Annotated in this window: 12 protein-coding genes; 3 read left to right on the top strand and 9 right to left on the bottom strand. The window is 46.2% G+C overall.

Going from position 1 to position 16626, the window contains the following annotated elements:
* Window positions 1–469 precede the first annotated feature (469 nt).
* A complete protein-coding gene (locus RIN69_RS08770) occupies window positions 470–1102 on the top strand; it encodes a TetR/AcrR family transcriptional regulator (RefSeq protein WP_313856870.1) in 633 nt (210 codons plus the stop codon).
* Between the two features lie 181 nt (window positions 1103–1283).
* On the opposite strand, the gene RIN69_RS08775 is transcribed toward RIN69_RS08770, so the two are convergent.
* From RIN69_RS08775 to RIN69_RS08790, 4 genes are all read right to left on the bottom strand, one after another.
* Complete coding sequence (locus RIN69_RS08775; protein ID WP_313856871.1) at window positions 1284–1667, bottom strand: nuclear transport factor 2 family protein; 384 nt, start codon at window positions 1665–1667, stop codon at window positions 1284–1286.
* Window positions 1668–2045: 378 nt separating this feature from the next.
* Entirely contained in the window at window positions 2046–3446 is a 1401-nt protein-coding gene (locus RIN69_RS08780) for a M24 family metallopeptidase (RefSeq protein ID WP_313856874.1), read from the bottom strand.
* Window positions 3447–3465: 19 nt separating this feature from the next.
* Window positions 3466–4215, bottom strand: a complete 750-nt coding sequence (locus RIN69_RS08785; RefSeq protein ID WP_313857665.1) for a DeoR/GlpR family DNA-binding transcription regulator — start codon at window positions 4213–4215, stop codon at window positions 3466–3468.
* A 266-nt stretch (window positions 4216–4481) separates the two neighbouring features.
* Window positions 4482–5117 carry a carbonic anhydrase gene (locus RIN69_RS08790; protein WP_313856876.1) on the bottom strand — a complete coding sequence of 212 codons (636 nt, stop codon included), beginning with the start codon at window positions 5115–5117 and terminating at the stop codon, window positions 4482–4484.
* A 509-nt stretch (window positions 5118–5626) separates the two neighbouring features.
* On the opposite strand from RIN69_RS08790, the gene RIN69_RS08795 reads away from it, so the two are divergent.
* Window positions 5627–6172 (top strand): helix-turn-helix domain-containing protein, encoded by a 546-nt coding sequence (locus RIN69_RS08795; protein ID WP_313856877.1) that lies wholly within the window; start codon window positions 5627–5629, stop codon window positions 6170–6172.
* Window positions 6173–6230: 58 nt separating this feature from the next.
* On the opposite strand, the gene RIN69_RS08800 is transcribed toward RIN69_RS08795, so the two are convergent.
* From RIN69_RS08800 to RIN69_RS08820, 5 genes are all read right to left on the bottom strand, one after another.
* A complete protein-coding gene (locus tag RIN69_RS08800; protein WP_313856878.1) occupies window positions 6231–7844 on the bottom strand; it encodes a fimbrial protein in 1614 nt (537 codons plus the stop codon).
* Window positions 7834–10374 (bottom strand): TcfC E-set like domain-containing protein, encoded by a 2541-nt coding sequence (locus tag RIN69_RS08805; RefSeq protein WP_313856880.1) that lies wholly within the window; start codon window positions 10372–10374, stop codon window positions 7834–7836. The genes RIN69_RS08800 and RIN69_RS08805 overlap by 11 nt, the downstream gene beginning before the upstream one ends.
* A gap of 10 nt (window positions 10375–10384) precedes the next feature.
* Entirely contained in the window at window positions 10385–11062 is a 678-nt protein-coding gene (locus RIN69_RS08810) for an EcpB family pilus assembly chaperone (protein WP_449361565.1), read from the bottom strand.
* Between the two features lie 61 nt (window positions 11063–11123).
* Window positions 11124–11714, bottom strand: a complete 591-nt coding sequence (gene ecpA / locus RIN69_RS08815) for a common pilus major fimbrillin subunit EcpA (protein ID WP_313856881.1) — start codon at window positions 11712–11714, stop codon at window positions 11124–11126.
* Between the two features lie 75 nt (window positions 11715–11789).
* Window positions 11790–12404: a helix-turn-helix transcriptional regulator gene (locus RIN69_RS08820; protein WP_313856882.1), complete on the bottom strand. Its 615-nt coding sequence runs from the start codon at window positions 12402–12404 to the stop codon at window positions 11790–11792.
* A gap of 1671 nt (window positions 12405–14075) precedes the next feature.
* Here RIN69_RS08820 and RIN69_RS08825 point away from each other — a divergent pair.
* Window positions 14076–16619 (top strand): two-partner secretion domain-containing protein, encoded by a 2544-nt coding sequence (locus tag RIN69_RS08825; RefSeq protein WP_313856884.1) that lies wholly within the window; start codon window positions 14076–14078, stop codon window positions 16617–16619.
* Window positions 16620–16626 lie beyond the last annotated feature (7 nt).

Here is a 16626-nt window from a genome sequence, read left to right on the forward strand (position 1 = left end):
GTGGCTGAATTTAAAGATAAAACTGCATTTATCCCCGGGGTGCATGCGGGCCGCGTATTCTACCGTTTCCTCCCGGTCAAGACTTCGCGGATGCCCTTTGAACGGCAGCAAGGCTGGCTGTTGCGTTCGAATTGTCATTGATTAGCTCAATAACAAAACACAAAGCTTATGTATCAATCGCTATATAATAATACTAATATGTAGTGTCCGATACAGTTTAAGGTGCTCCAGAGATTCTTCATGTTACAGGGATCGTTTTCTGTCGCCGATGTCATTGAGATCGATGTGACAGCATCTGCATGATAGACGTTCGGTAGCCAGCAACAGAGTCTGAGAATGAAGCATTGCGCCGTGAGATAATCCTGACCAGCGATGACGGATTACGCTCTTTTATGGAGCGGCGCGATAGCTCCCGTTAAAATCTTGTATAGTGAGCCATTAGTTTTTTCTTTTTTATCAGGCTGGATATATGACAGATTCAACGCACAACACGCCCTCACGACGAGGAAGACCGCGTAATTTCGATCGAGACAAAGCCCTGGTCAGCGCGCTGGGTCTGTTTTGGCGATGCGGATACGAACCGGCTTCGGTCGGTGAACTTTGCCGGATAATGAATATCAATCCGCCGAGCCTGTATGCGGCATTCGGCAGCAAAGCGGAGCTGTTTCTTGAAGCGGTAAACTTTTACGAAAGAACTTACTGGGATGCCCCGTGGGAAAGGATGCTGCAGAAAGCGAATGTGCATGACGCGATTCGTGACTTTTTTGAGGAGTCCGCCGTCATTCTGACGTCGCAGGATGCTCCTTGCGGCTGCCTGGTTGTTCTCGCCGCGATCAATGTTTCGCCAGAATCTAAAGATGTCTACGACGCGGTGAAGGCACTCAGAGAAGAGGGGCGTGTCTATTTCAGGCAGCGCCTGCAGGCAGGCATTGAGTCGGGTCAACTGCCGCCTGATACCGATGTTGATGGCATTGCCCTGACGCTGAATACGCTTCTGGAAGGGATGTCGATCCCGGCGCAGGATGGTATTACGCAGGAAGAACTGAAACGCGTCGCCAGTCAGGCCGTGCTGCTTTTACCTCGCCCGGTAAATCATCGCTGATAAAAGCCGTTCCCTTTGAAAGGGGAGACTGTTTCAGCCTCATGGGATGCCAGCGGGCGCTGATACGCGGCGATACACGTTGTAAATCAGCAAACGGCCTGATGACGGACGAAAATGTTGCCACCCCGGAGTGGACGCCGGGGGGCAACATTGAAGGGGTTACACCCTCAATATCAGAGCATTATGGCGCGACATGGGTGTGGTAGATTTTGCTGACTACCGTCCATTTTCCTTCGACCTTCAGCAGATTGAAAAAATCCGTGAAGCAGAAGCCAGAGATATCGTTGGTGTCAATGCGTGCGCTGGCCGCCGTTCCGACGATATCAATATTTACAATTACGCCCTGTGCCTCAGGCGACGGACGGAAAGCGGAGTCAATGGTGTCAAACAGCCCCTTGATCGCCCCACCGGTCAGTTTACCGTCACCGTCCACACCAAAAATGGTGGCTTGTGGGCTAAAAGCCGGTTTCATAATGCTGCTGTCAGCTTGCTTACCACCTTCATTGTACTTATTCAGTACCCTAACGATTTCGTTATATTCCTGCACATAAACGGGTTTGGTCATGATTCAATCCTCACATCAAAAAGATGTATTACGGTTTGCTGGCTGAACAAGAGGGCGGCCTGCCCCCGCGTTAATCATTCCTTGCTGACGTGTCCGACAGCGCAGAGGTTCATAATATGTAGTGATTGCTATTTAATTATATTTATAGTGATCACTAAATATTAAGTCAACCTGAAAGTGAAAATTTTGCGGCACGTTCAGCCCATTGGTTGTCATTAAAACAGCCGATAAAGGTGACAACGCGTTGATATATAGATGATCAGATGGGGGGGGTATCAGAGGGGGATGAGATTGATATCTCAGCTTTTAACGTGGTCAGGCTTGAGTGGTTAAGGCGCTATTTTTCGCCAGCCACCAATGAGGTAGCTGGCAGCGTTATTATGGCTGTCGAACCAGCGCTCTGTGCTTATCCAGCAGGAAAGGGCGCAGATATCCCACGGTATTAGACAGCAGGATAACGTCCTCTGACACGGTAATATTCAGCACATCATGCAGATAGGCTTTGCGCGTCTCCATGCGCTGCCAGACTTCCGGAAAGTGGCTTTGCAGCTCCTTTCTCAAGGTGGCATCAGCCAGCGCGACAGTATCTTCAATACTGCAGCCGCCATAACCTGGCAACGAAGGAATAATGTCGATCTGAAAAATCATGCCGCTCTCCAGCTTGATCGCTGAATCCGCAGATACCGGTGAGCAGAGCCACTCTTCATCTGCCACCAGATGACCGGGATTCAGATGCCAGTGCCATTTCTCTTTGGGCATGACGTTTTCGATGGTTTGATAAAGTTCACCGCCCGTCAGGCCGGGACGAAGGGTTTCCAGCCAGCTTGTTACCGCACGATAGTAAGGAATGGCCAGCGCTGAAAGATAATCGGCCACGGCTGGGGGCAGTTCATTCTCATCCGCCACGACATAGGCAGCACGGCTGGTCAGTCCGCCCTTAAAACCAACGGTCAGCGAGAATTTATCCCCGCGCTGAATCTGCTTATCCGAGGGATACAAACAGGCATCGGCAAAACGTTCGCCGGTTGCTGCAATCATCACTACGTTGCCCGGTTGCCCGTCGGCAGACAGCCAGTGCCCTATCTGCTTCTCCGTTTTACCCGGTTCAATCTGGTCCAGCGCCGCCATCACGTTGGTCGATGCCAGATTTGCACCAAACTCATAAAAGGCTATTTCGCTGGCGGTATTCAATCGACGCGCGCCATCAGCAGGAGAGATAAACAGTGAGGTCGCATTGACCACCTTTTTCCGGTCGCCAGCGGTTTCAATAATTGCCTCAAGAATAAAAGCAGGCACATCGAACTGATACTGAGTATCACTAAGCTTGCTGGTAAATAGCTTCCAGCCAACTACGCCAATCTGATTTCCGTTCTTCAGGCCCGCCTGAGCCAGCACGTCAGACAGCGGCGCATCGTTATCCATTGGCTGATTCGGCAGCGAGAAGGCCGGAGCATGAAGACACTTTCCGCTGTTTCGCGCATGCGGCACCAGTTTGAGGTTCTCATTCCCCATAACATAACTGAGTTGTCCGTCAGCCGTGAGAATCAACAATGCCTCTTCAAAGCGTGGAATAAAGCCAGCAAGGTATTCAAAATTTCCACCATGTTCTTTATCGGCATAGATAATCACAGCATCGAGTTTATGCTGATGCAGCGCGTTCAGAATTTTCTTCAGGCGCTGGGTCATAACCTCATCGCTAATCACCGGGGTTTTGACGTTGGGAAAGGTTTTGGGTGCCGGAACAGCGATCAGTTCAAAACGGGCTTCGGACGGATTCATGGTCATCCTCACTAAGTGATTAAATAACGGTAATTTGTCTTTTTTGCATTAGCTGGCTCATCTCGCTATCCAGCGTGCCATTGATCAGCAGCGTGCTGGCCAGCGTTAAGTCGCCGATGGTAAAAGGAGAAGCCGAATTTAACTTTTCCGGTGAAGCCATCACCATCGTTTCGGCAGCTCTTGCGCATAACGCCTGCTTTACACAGGCTTCTTCATAATTACCGGTGGTGAAGCCTGCGCTTTGATGAACACCGGTCACCCCCATGAAAAACAGATCGGCATTGATTCGCCTGATGCCTTCCAGCATCGAGGCGCCAACCGTCACCAGAGATTGCTTCATCAGCTGTCCGCCGATCACAATGACTTCTACCAGCGGATAATCGGCCAGTCCCACGGCAATGGCTGGGCTGTGAGTAACGGCGGTGAAGGCAAGATCGCCAGGCAACAGTTTAATCATCTCACCCGTGGTGGTGCCGCCATCAATAATCACGACCTGACCGGGTTGAATCAGGTTTACGGCTTTCTGCGCAATAATCCGCTTTGAGTCCATCTGCACGCTTTTTCTGGTTTCAAACGGCGCGTTTGCCGCTGAAACCGGAAGGGCACCGCCATGCACACGTTGTAATAGTCCTTCAGCGGCTAACTCTCTCAGGTCGCGACGGATTGAGTCTTCGGATATCGAAAATCGCTGGCTGAGCTCGGTTGATAATACCTGCTTATCCCGGGCGAGAAGCTCGAGAATCAGCTTTTTTCTCTGGCTGGAAAGCATAACGGCTCCATTCATGTTTAATCCTGATTTTGCACGATTATGCATGATAATTCGGTTTTGTCATCACAGTAATGTGCGAAATGTGCACCAGGCGTCACAGACTGGTCCGGTTGATGATAGCGTGTTGATCTGTATGCCGAGGGAAGGGACGAAATGGAGGGAATAGATACCTTCAGTCAGGTAATGATGGTGTGCAGCGATGTCGCAGTCATCTCATTGATTTGCTGCTGGTGGAAGTTACAGGGGCGTCCCGGCCCCAAAAAAAATTACTCGAAGCAAACATCCGGATTATCGGACAGAGTAACAAACTCTTTGCTGGTTTTATCCAGGGCACGGATTACGCCGCTTTCAATATCGTAGACCCAGCCATGCAGGCGTAATGTCTTGTCACGTAAACCGACGGCTACCGACGGATGGGTTTTGATATTGTTCAGCTGTGCAATGACGTTTTCCTGCACCATCGCATTAACTTTATCAATCTCACTGGCATAGCTTTTCTTCTCAACGACGGCTTTCGCTGCATCAGCATAATGCAACCAGTGGTCCACTGCCGGCATAGAATCAAGGCACTGGCAGGTAGCAATCGCCTTCATCGCTCCGCAGTTAGAGTGACCGCAAATAACGATATCGGTGACGCCCAGTGCCACAACGGCATATTCGATGGTCGCCGATACGCCACCCGGCTCGGGACCGAAAGATGGCACGATGTTACCCGCGTTGCGAATTACAAACAGCTGACCCGGATCCTGTTGAGTGACCAGTTCCGGCACCAGACGGCTGTCTGAACAGGAAATGAATAACGCTTTAGGATTTTGGCTGGAAGCCAGGCTGCGAAACAGGTCTTTCTGGTCGGGGAAAATGTCTTTCTGGAAGTTTAAAAAACCCTCAACAATATGTTTCATAGCGTTAACTTTTCCTCGTATCAGAGCATCAATTAAATTTCATTATGGCATCGTCATGCCGGGAGATCCAACTGTCGTGGCGTAAGGAAACTGGCCAACCGCGCAGAGTTTAGCCTGGTGGCGGCAGAGCACCTCCGGCATCCCCGATCGGCAGCAGCTATAAAATAGTTATTATTATGTGACAGATGAGGAATTTAACGGGCTGAGAAATAAATATACCTTTTAGATAACCATATTCTGATGCCACTAACTTTGACCTGATGCAATAAAATATGGCTTATTCCTGGATGAATTGTAAGTCATTTTAATGAATGTTTTAAAAGGTAAAGAACCGACGACAAGCAGATTTTTCTTAGGTGAAATCTTTAATGCTGGGTATGGTAAAACCTATTTAAAGATATTCGCGGTGAAACTCAGCTAAGGGGTGATGCCTGGTGACACACACTATAAAAAAAACGTTGAGTTGCATGGGATGCGGGCTCGGTTGTCGTATTAGTTACGATGAAAACATGAAGATAGATTTTTGCACGGATAAAAAACTCTTCGTCTGGCCTGAAGATAATCACTACTTCAGACTGGCATTAAATGAACTGATTTTTAAGCGTTGCCCCTGTTACCTCTCTGAAGGGGTGATTGTTATCGACTTTTCATTCAGGAATGTCGCACTACTTATCAATGATGAGTGGTTGAAGTTCCTCAGTAAAACGGACATGAGTATTGTACTCATTTCTGACAGAAGAATGATCGCAATTGCTAACTACTGGCTTAAACAGTCCAGTAGCATAAAAGCCATCATCAGAACGGACGATGGGATCGCAGGTTTTACCGAAGAGTTGAAAAAAATACTTTGTGGAAGAAGCTGTATACGCGTTAAAGCACCAGCCGCCACTGCGCGTGAGATGCACGTACTAAGCATGATATCTCTTGGCAGAAATACCCACGAGATTGCGACAAAGCTTAACTGCAGTCTGAAGAGCGTTTATGTTCATAAGTCAGCATTAAAGAAAAAAATGGGGAATGATATTACCTTCCATATGCTTTCTCATAAGTACTGAAGCAACATTTTTCCAGCCTTTAAAAAACCGCCCCGACGTGGGGCGGTATCAGTCAGATTTATTTATCCACTCCCACCCAGGTTGCCGTTACTTTGACCTCACCACTGGCGCTTACGGTACCCATCCAGTCATCACCGGCTACTGTCAGTCGTGAGCGGGAGTCATTCATTGGAAACAGCAATTTCAATGTGGTGGTGTAAAAGAAGCCATCATTAACTGCGGCATCCCAGGCAGTCTGTACCCAGTTAGCGGCGGTCATATCAATCGGCGCCTCTGCACAGCTGTTGCGCTCGGTGACGGTGGAGCCGGATTGCGCGGTATAGGATAAATAGGCCGGAATGGGCACGCTATATGTGCCGTCTGTCGAGGTAAACAGGCAGTAAGGTATTCCATTGATCGTGGTGCTGTCACCGGTCACCTGGGCGGTAATACTGTCTGCCTGACGCACGGCCGAGGTCGTGACTTTATATTCAAACTCCACCGGTTGGGCGCTACCAATATTGCCCGCGTTTTTCGGCTTGCTGCTGCCGTCACTCGATATAATACTAATGCCATATTCTCTTGGCGTGATGTTCACCTGATTGGATGCGGTAAACTGGTAGTAGCCGGAGGTTGGATAGGCGGTGTTATTAAATGCGAAGGTAAATAACGCATCGTTATTGGTAATATTATTGCCACTATTCAGCACGTTGCGGAAAAAGGTGTTTGACAGGAAAACATACACATATTGTCCTCCGGTGGTGAAAATATCGGAATAGACTGTATTAGTTGCGTTGTAAAGCTTCCAGTTGGCATTGTCACCGCTAAACTGAATATCACGGTTGCCAGGGGTAAAGCCCAAAGTCGCGGTATCGATAATCATGCTGATAAACAGCTGGTTGGTGACCTGCTGCGTCTGTTGATAGTTATAGGAAACCATTTTGCAGATGACACCGTTAACGTTTCCAACCACGCCAACGTTGCACAAGTCGCCACTGCCGGTGACGCTGGCGCTGCCATCACTGGCAACCATAATTTCAGACATTGAACCGGTGCTCAGCAAATTAAGATGGCCGACTTTGGTTACCGTTTGCGTGTAGTATCGCCAGGTTGCACCGCCGGTAGTGATATCTTTACAGCGTACCCCAGACTCATAATCGTAATTGGTGGTGGTATAGCAGAAATTCAGCTCAAAGGCATTGGTACTGCCAACCGGAAGCTGACGAAAATATTCGAAGGAGGAGGGGCTGAACGTGCCATAGCTGGAGTTACCATTATTAATGCTATTACCGTTCATCGTATGATATAAGCCCTGACTGTCGAGATAGGTCGCCGGAATATGACCAACCGACGGGCAGTTACCGCCATCCTGGCGACAGCGGAGACCGACGAAGGGCGTTGCAATCGGCGAGTCTGTTATCCAGAAATCCACATAGCGATTACTGGCCGCCAGAGCCCACCCCATATATCCCAGTGCTTCCTGGCCATTGTTATATCGCGTCCAGATGTTAGCTCCGCTAAAACGCGGAGTACGGGTATTTGAAGTAATAAAATACTCATTATCGACCGCATTTTCGATAAACAGGTAACTATTTGCACCGCTGCCAGCGTTGCCGGCGGTGGCCGCCAGTACGGACGGTGCCATCAACATACACGCTGAGGTCAGCAGTAGCGATTTAAGATTAATAGACATTATTTTGCTTTTCCTCTGTAAGCGATGCAGTTTGCTGCAATACCTGACACTGAATATCACCCACCCAGACCGCACCACGCGCTTCGCGCAGATCGAGATCGGCTTCACAAGTGCCACCTTTATTGTCAATCAGCGTGATCACCGGATAACGCTTATCAACATCCATCGCAAATTCACCGCGTTCATCGGTCTTACTTTTACCAATGTGGTTATGAATATCAGTGAAAGCGTAAACTCCCCCGGCAGGATTTTTAACCCGACCAAATACGGTGACTAACTGTTTAATCTCAGGATTAAGCACGCTGACGTTCCCAGGGTAGAGCACGACGTTATTAGTCCGTCCGCTAACGATATCGACGCTGTCCTCAGATTTTTTGTCATTCATCAACTCAACCTTGTACTGAGCATAAGGAGGCAGGCTGATAAAGTTTTTCTTACCGCTCAGGGGATATGCGCGGCCATTGATCTGTGCAATCATTTTTCCTGCTTCGCTGAAGTTGGTGTTAACCATCACTCCAGAGGTCTGGGTGCCCTTACCGAGGGCGACATTGTCTTTGGTCCAGGCCACGCTACCCTGTGAGCTAAGGCTGAAGTTACTGCTGTTATTCGAGGTTTGAGTGGCTGACAGCGTACCGGCATTGTATTTGGTGTCATACGAGAGGTAGCCATTGGCAGAGAAATCGTCAGAGCGATAACTGTTATCATTATTACTACTTTTTATACGCTTCGACAGTGAGGCGCCTGCCTGAGTAATCGGGCTGTTATCAAAGTTTTTACGCAGCGTAGCATTGGCCAGCATATTGCCATTTTCGCTGGAGACGCCGGCACTAAACCAGGTGGAAAGCGGCAGCGAGATATCGAGGTTGATGTATTTATCACTAACGCCATCGCGGTTATCATAATAGTAACGCTGGATACCGGCGCGCATTGAAATCGAAGCATAGCGGTTAGCTAACAATGACTGGCTATAATCCGCATTGGTGTATTTGTTACCGTTATACTTATTGTCTGTTCTACTAACGGTAAGTGACCCCAGATACTGTGTGAATTTGCTTAAATTGGCAGTAACACCGACAGAGAAATAATCTCCTTTTTGCATCGGCAAACGATCGCCAATCGAACTGAATTCGCGTGAGGTCCATACTGAGCCATAGCCATTCGGTATGCTCAGATTAAGCGTACTGATACTTTGCCAGCTGGAATCATTGGCCAGCAGCGTCTGTTGGTTGGCGGTCACTAACTCATTAAAGGCAACGTTAACTTCGCTCTCGTTCACCAAATTACGATCAAAACCATACAGCGTGGACTTAAAATTAACCCCGGATAGCCATGGCTGACTGAGCGATGCTGCCACACCGGAGATCCAGGTATCTTTGTCGCCATAATTGATGTTTTTGCGATCGCGATAATCCATTCGTGAATACTGGAGCATACCGCCAAAGAATTGCCATGATAAATCGCCGGTTACGCTGGAACTACGCGCAAAGGATTTATTGATTTGTGCGGTGCGGGAACTGACGATTCTGCCGTTCACCACCACTTCAACATTGACGTTATAAACACCGAAGGGCAGGCGGGACGTATCCACCTCATAACTTCCCATCGAGAAGTTTTGGATGCTAAGCAACCGCTCTTCGCGATAAATACGGACTTCGCCGGCTGCGGGTAAAAACACCGTTATCGGGATCAGAGAAAGCGTATTGTCTTCAATTTGCGTGCTGCTTTTATTACCGTAGCTGACGCCATAGATACGGCTCGAGTTGAGCGCACTCATGCTGGCAATCGACTGTAAGTTCCAGGTGTCGACCATGCCCATCGCCAGGCGACGACCCTGAAAATCGCGTTCATACATGCTGCGATACAGCTGACCGCTGGTACCCCCGGTAGAGCCGATACCATAAATACTGCCGTTTAGATTGAAATGATGTTCGCGCAGGGAAGTGGTGTTATCCAGGGTAATATAGCTGCTGGCATTATCAGAATTGTTGAATTTGCTGTAATAGCTACCGACTGAATAATTCAGTATATTTGAAACATTTTCTGCTGAAGATTCGCCGAGAATGTTAGTACGTGGAAGTACCGCAGCGGCCATTGCTTCCTTGTTTACCGTCATCTCCAGATAAAATGTTCGGGTATCAAGAGATATTGATGCATCTTTACTGATATGGATGATATTGCTTTCACCGAGGCTTCGATTTTTTAGCTCAGCAAGCCCTGATTTGAGGTTTTGCGCTAGCTCAGTGCGGTTGGGTAGTTCATTCAGCGTGATTTGATTAATTTGAAAAGCACCATCTTTGATGGAAATTATCGCGTCCGCAATTTTTTGATTGCTTCGCTGAGTGCCTTGCTCCTCTTCATACCGAATAAATACCGGCACGGTCATACCCTGATTAAGTGCATTAGCGAACACTGCCGGAATAACATAATTATTTATCCGTACTGGCGCATTAATGTTAGCTGAATATGCAGTGCTGGCAGTAAGCAGTATTCCAATGAAAAGCGTTCCCTTTGCCTGATCTAACTTATCCATAAAAGAATCTCTATTCTACGTTTATATACTTCCCGTCATGCCAGATGCCAATGCGGGTTTTTTTATTAGTAAGATCGGTATACTGAATCTTTGTGCTTATTCCTGGCATTAAGTAATATCTTTCACGACAGCCTTTACCGATATCTCTGCTGGCATCACGGCACGGTCCATAGGAAATCACACGAAAAGAAGAGTTGCCGGTATTGGTTATCTTTCCATCCTTGCTGACAAAGTCGAAGCGTTCCTTGCGAGGAGCGACTACCAGAATGGTACTAATAATTGCCGAGGTTGTGGCCTGACCAAGTTTGGCACTTTTACTGGCGTCCTGTTCAGTCACCGGTTCGTCAGTCCAGGAGAGACGGTAATAGCGTTCTTTATCATCTTCTGGCCCTTTATAAATAAACCTGAAGTTCTCACTGGCGTCAGCCGGCATAATCAGACTGGCCGGAGTAGAGAGTAATTCTGACTTGCTCTCCATCGGAATAACGACACCCCCAGCCATTGGGGAGGAAATACGTTCCACACTGAGACTGACATAGCGTGCGGTATCGGTGGTATTTGAGACCTCTTTAGCCAGAATACTGCTATCGGCAGACATCATTGACGTGATCTCTCCGACATTAATTGCCTCGGCTGAAAAGGACATCATGGCGGTAAGAGCCAGACTAATGGAGTATTTTTTTTTCACGGGGAATCCTTAAAAGGAGGCCAGAAGCCCCCTTTTTTTAATTTACTGAATTAAAACGGTATTACTCAGTAGCAGCGGGTACGGTCCAGACGGCAGTGAACTGAACTTTCACATCGCCACTCCAGTAACCGTCAGCCAGCTCGCTGAATGCAGTGGTCTGAGTGCCGTTTGAAGCAGATTCGATAGAGAAGTCAAAATTACCCTGGGTGCTTACGCGCTCAGAACCGGCATATGCGGAGGCAACTGCCAGTGCATCCAGACCTGAAGAAACACCTTCAGAGGTATCAATCAGAGTAACCGGAGCGGTTTTGCTCAGTTTTTCACCGTTCCATGCTACACCAACATCCAGGGTAGAAGCATCGGAAGTGCGTGCAAGGGTGTTAGAGACAATCTGAGAAGTCAGTTCAAAATCAGTTGCACCTGACTGACCTTCGATAGTGACATCAAAAGCACCTTTCTGAGTGTTAAACGCCTGCAGGCCCTGAGCATACTGGAAAGTCAGGGATTTCAGCGGAGTGACCACCAGAATGCTGTTGGTGTCTTTAGTTGCACTTGCATCCCAGCTTGCAGTTGCGCTGGCAGTAACGTCAGCCATGGCGTTGGCAGATAACAGAGCGGTTGCAACAGAAGCAGCTAATACTAATTTTTTCATTATTTAATCCTTAATTAAAATATAGATACATTCCATAGTAGGAATCTTTTCAATGATTTTACTTCGACTTACACTTCAAATAACGCTACAAGATAGAAAAAGTTTGTTTATCTCCCCGCTCAATTTTCTTTGTAAAGAATACTTAGTGTTGTATAACTTCTTTTTATCCAGACCAAGGCGCTCTGCAATATCTTTTACCGAGTGCTCTTTTATTAGCAGAGTTAGCACATCGGCTTCAAGAGAAGTCAGGCTGCGAGACTTGATATCTCTGCGCCAGCGCCCAATGAATACATCTTTTATTTTTCTTCTGATCGTGTATTTGCTGTCGCTGGAATAGATGACTGTTGCAATGCTATGATTTTTCTTCCACCAGTAAGAAGCAAAGTTATCCATCTTATAATCAGATAATAAGATTAAACCGGTGCCGGTTGTGGCTAACTTTTCAATCCACTGCGAATCTGTGAAAAGTTTGATGTTGTAGTGTGAAAAATCAACAAAGATTAAATTGCTATTCAGATGATTGTAATGCTTTTCAATTAGTTTTGAGTAAATCCCAACGCGCAGATAGAGATTGTTATCCGGCCATATAGAATATTTTTTATCTGAATAGTTATTGTTTTCTATTGACGGTTCGCCGCTCGTTTCGGGATTGAAATGATCCCCGTCAATTTCGATTTTTTCACTTTGCATTAGAATCAACATACCCTGTCAAATTTCCATTGAGACGCATAATACAAATCAATAAATAATGTGACAAGATGTGGATATGATATTAATGATTTTTTCCCAGGGGGAAAATTCTTAAAGATTATGTACATGGGGAGGGTAAAAAATTGATCATATTCAATCGGATATGGCATTGAAAAGAACTACATTTGTATAATTAGATAAGATTATTTCCTGCTGATATAAGAATAATTCCTATATTTTCATTGAATTGGTTAAAAAAAAACAGCACAAAAAGTCAAAAATGAGCTATAAAGCGAATTCAGGCGGAGATTTTGTAAATTTATGTTTCAAATTTGTTAATAGGTAAGCAGTTTAATTAACATTTACAATGTTACAAGCCAGACGCCCGTGTTAAGGCGATACCAAGAGGTGGACCAGGGTCTTTCTGATCTGATCACTAAGCGCATCGCAGATAAGATTGATGCCGGACGAAATAGTTCAAATTATTCTGACTGGCCTGAATCAGGATGTTGCGTTTCGATTTCCGTTCTGTCGATTGCAGCATGCAAATCTTTGGCATGACATGAGCAGATGTACTTATGTTGGAGGAGTGCATACGGCTCACGTACAGATGAAGTGCAGGTTGCAAATCCCTGACACGGTAGGATAAACGTTGAGTCGGCCGTGAAATCTGTATTCTCTGCAAGTAATCTCTCCTTTTCTGCCTTCTGTAACCGCATTCATCGCCGGAAATGGCTACCAGGAATATATAAAGCACTGGGCAAGGTAGTGAACCGATCCTCACTGACTTTATTACCGGATGATATAAATCTAGATTACGTAGCTACTAAGAGCCAATTTTATTACTACTCTATTTGCCAGCGCCTGATATAACGCCGATAAACAATTGAAATAAAATGCCAGCTGACTCCAATTAGAGAAATTTGAAGGAGGATGTTTTTTAGATTTACTCTTAGCATTACAAGTATAGTCTGATGTAGGTTAGCAATTGTCTGATTGCGATAACTAAACCTATTCTTAGTCTCAGGATGTCAACGATGGCCAGTATTTCCTGTGGAACGAGGAGAAGAGATTTTTCTCATGGAAATTATTTGTCATTTGCAGTTACCAATTACTTGACATTGGAACGGAAAACATGAAAAGTAATATTGAAAACAGCACAACAAAACAAACAAAAAGAAATCTCAACACATCTTCTGTCCACTGACTGTGCAAGGATGATACAACGACATGGAGTCGATAAATTTAAGCAAAATTCCTAATTTACCCGGCAGTAATCTTAAAAAAACTTATTTCAGTCGCAGTGTTTAGCTGGCTGTAAGAAACTTCTGTGAATATATCCATCATGGATTTCTGACGTGCTTGCTGGCTGTGTAAAACCTTATTTAAATGAAATGTCGATAGGCATAAAGCTATAGCCCGATAATGAGGGTTTATCATGGCAGGCCAGATTGAAGTCAAAAATAGTTTCTACAATTTGAAGCGCGCTTAACCGCACTTCAGCTTTGATGCCCTGACGCTTGCCGGGCATGCTGGCGTTTTAATATCAATTTGAAATTAGTGATTATGTTGAAAAATTAGATACTTAAATATAAGTTTTTCTAATTTTTCGACTGGAAATCACTATTTTAGCGTTAAAAAGTAAACACTAACTTATAAAGTAGGTAAAAAATGAAAAGTAAGCATGGCTTAATGAAATTTAATCCGTTAGCGGTATCGATTCTGCTGGCACTGCCAGTGGTCGTCAATGCTGCCGATCTCAGCATGACAAATGGCAGCACCACCATGGCAAACGGTGTGCCGGTAGTTAATATCAATGAAGCTAATGCCAATGGTATTTCACATAACATTTATGACAAGCTAAATGTCGGTAAAGAAGGCTTAATCTTCAACAACAGCCAGAATGGAGCTAATACTACCCTCGCTGGCCAGATTGCGGGTAACAGCAACTTAGCTTCAGGAACCGCCAAAGTTATCCTGAACGAAGTGACCTCGCGAAATAAAAGTACCCTGAGTGGCATGATGGAAGTGGCCGGTGATAAAGCGCACCTGATTATCGCCAACCCAAACGGTATTACCTGTGAAAGCTGCGGCTTTATCAACACGGATAGAGTGACTGTCACCACCGGTAAACCGGATCTGGATAATGGTGAGCTGAAAGGATATTCAGTTAACGGTGGCATTATTACAACCAATGGCTTAACCAGCGATTCACCAACCGCGATTCTGGCGCGTTCGATTGTGGTTAATGGCGACATCAATGTTTCTGGCGAAGAGCTCTCTCTGATTGCCGGCAATAATTATGTCGATATGGATAATCAGGTAACCGGCACCGTTTCCGCCACTGGTTCCAGAAATACTTATGCGGTTGATGTTGCCAAACTGGGTGGCATGTACGCAAATAAAATCAATTTGATCAGTACTGAAAGCGGTATCGGCGTGCGTAACGTCGGCGTGCTGGCTGCCGGTACCGGTGGCATTCAGATCGATACTAAGGGCCGTCTGATTAATAACGCTGCGCAGATTAAATCTACCGGTGCTATTGGCGTGAAAACGAATGGTGCGATTGATAATATCACCGGTAAGATTGTCAGCGATCAGACCGTTTCTATTGATACCAATAAAAACGCTATCAACAATAGCCGTGCGGGTAACATTATGTCCGGCGCCAATGTCTATATCAGTAGCGGAGCATTTAACAACACCAACGGTAAGGTGGCTGCCGGCAACACTCTGGCGCTTAATACCAATAATAATACGCTGACTAACTACGGCAAGGGAACCACCGTCGGTATGGAAGCGGCAATCGTGGCACTGGAAACCGGTACGCTGAACAACAGTAATGGTCAGATTAAGGGCTATTATGTTGGTTCTAAGTCAACCAGCGTTAACAACACCAGCGGCATTATCGAGTCTGCAGGTAACATTGATATGTCCAGCACCGGTGCAATTAATAATACCGGTGGACTGATCCGCGCCGCAGCGGGATATCTGAAAATTGATGCTTCGAAAAGTACTCTGACAAACAATCGTACCAAAACTGCTGATGCATCAAGTGCCGACTCGCTGGGGCTTGTTGCCGGTGAAGGTGGTATCGAAATTTCCGTAGCAAATCTGAACAACAGTAATGGACAGATAGCCTCTTCTGGCGATATCGGATTACTGGCGACCTCCAGCGTAAATAACGCCAATGGCAAAGTCGCGACTGTGAAGAATGTTTCTATCAAAGCAGCCTCGCTGAACAACAATGAGTCGAGCATTGTTGGCAAGACCGGTATCAACATCGATTTAAGCGGTGACGTTACTAACCGTATCGGTACCATCTCTTCTGAAGATGGTGATGTGAATATTCAGGCTCGTCGCATTAACAACACCGCTGGCCTGGTGTTAGGACAAAATATTAATCTTAATGCGGTTAATAATGTCGATAACAATACCGCGCTGATCGTTGCTAAAAAGAAACTGACCGTTAATGCTGGCGCTACGGTTACCAACCAGGATAGCAAAGGTTTCGCGACCTGGTATGGTCTGTACTTCGGTATGCCTGAACAGCAGGGTGGCATGATTGGTAACGGCGGCGTAGAGATTACTGCAAAAGAGCTGAATAATAATAACAGCCGTATTATTGCCCAATCTGCACCGTTAACTCTGGCTATTACCAATGCTTTATATAATGACCGTAGCATGCTGGTCGGTGCTGGCGAGTCAAGCATTAAGGCTGGAACCATGAGCAGCAACTACTCAACCGTCTACTCAACAGGTGACCTGTCGATTGATACCCGTACTCTGTCTTTATACAGCAGCGGCAATATGATCGATAATAATGCTACCGGTATTATTGCAGCCGATGGCGCACTGACGCTGAATGTCGGCAGCAACTTTACCAACTACGGCTGGATTACCGGTAAAGAAAAAGTGACCGTTAATTCAGAAGGAACGTTGTATAACCGTAATACTATCTACTCAGATAAAGAAACCAATGTTTACGGAAAAACCGCGATTTACAACTACAACGATATGGTTGGTGAAAATAAGTTAACCGTTAACTCCACTGGCACGGTGTATAACTCCGGTAATATGTTCACCGAAGGTACCGCAAGTGTTACGGGTAAAACTGTTAACAACACTGGCAGTTCAGCCGTGCTTGGCGGTCGCCAGGGACTGGAACTGATTGCAAATACCGTTACTGGTAACGGTAAAGTAGTTGGACTGTAATTAAATA

Source organism: Winslowiella toletana, from assembly GCF_032164335.1.
GTDB lineage: Bacteria > Pseudomonadota > Gammaproteobacteria > Enterobacterales > Enterobacteriaceae > Erwinia > Erwinia toletana_A.

What these genes read in the sequence shown, in the direction of transcription:
- RIN69_RS08820 (WP_313856882.1), bottom strand. Translation starts at nt 12,404, where the DNA reads ATGCAAAGTGAAAAAATCGAAATTGACGGGGATCATTTCAATCCCGAA.
- RIN69_RS08775 (WP_313856871.1), bottom strand. Translation starts at nt 1,667, where the DNA reads ATGACCAAACCCGTTTATGTGCAGGAATATAACGAAATCGTTAGGGTA.
- RIN69_RS08785 (WP_313857665.1), bottom strand. Translation starts at nt 4,215, where the DNA reads ATGCTTTCCAGCCAGAGAAAAAAGCTGATTCTCGAGCTTCTCGCCCGG.
- RIN69_RS08790 (WP_313856876.1), bottom strand. Translation starts at nt 5,117, where the DNA reads ATGAAACATATTGTTGAGGGTTTTTTAAACTTCCAGAAAGACATTTTC.
- ecpA (WP_313856881.1), bottom strand. Translation starts at nt 11,714, where the DNA reads ATGAAAAAATTAGTATTAGCTGCTTCTGTTGCAACCGCTCTGTTATCT.
- RIN69_RS08795 (WP_313856877.1), top strand. Translation starts at nt 5,627, where the DNA reads ATGAAGATAGATTTTTGCACGGATAAAAAACTCTTCGTCTGGCCTGAA.
- RIN69_RS08825 (WP_313856884.1), top strand. Translation starts at nt 14,076, where the DNA reads ATGAAAAGTAAGCATGGCTTAATGAAATTTAATCCGTTAGCGGTATCG.
- RIN69_RS08780 (WP_313856874.1), bottom strand. Translation starts at nt 3,446, where the DNA reads ATGAATCCGTCCGAAGCCCGTTTTGAACTGATCGCTGTTCCGGCACCC.
- RIN69_RS08805 (WP_313856880.1), bottom strand. Translation starts at nt 10,374, where the DNA reads ATGGATAAGTTAGATCAGGCAAAGGGAACGCTTTTCATTGGAATACTG.
- RIN69_RS08770 (WP_313856870.1), top strand. Translation starts at nt 470, where the DNA reads ATGACAGATTCAACGCACAACACGCCCTCACGACGAGGAAGACCGCGT.
- RIN69_RS08800 (WP_313856878.1), bottom strand. Translation starts at nt 7,844, where the DNA reads ATGTCTATTAATCTTAAATCGCTACTGCTGACCTCAGCGTGTATGTTG.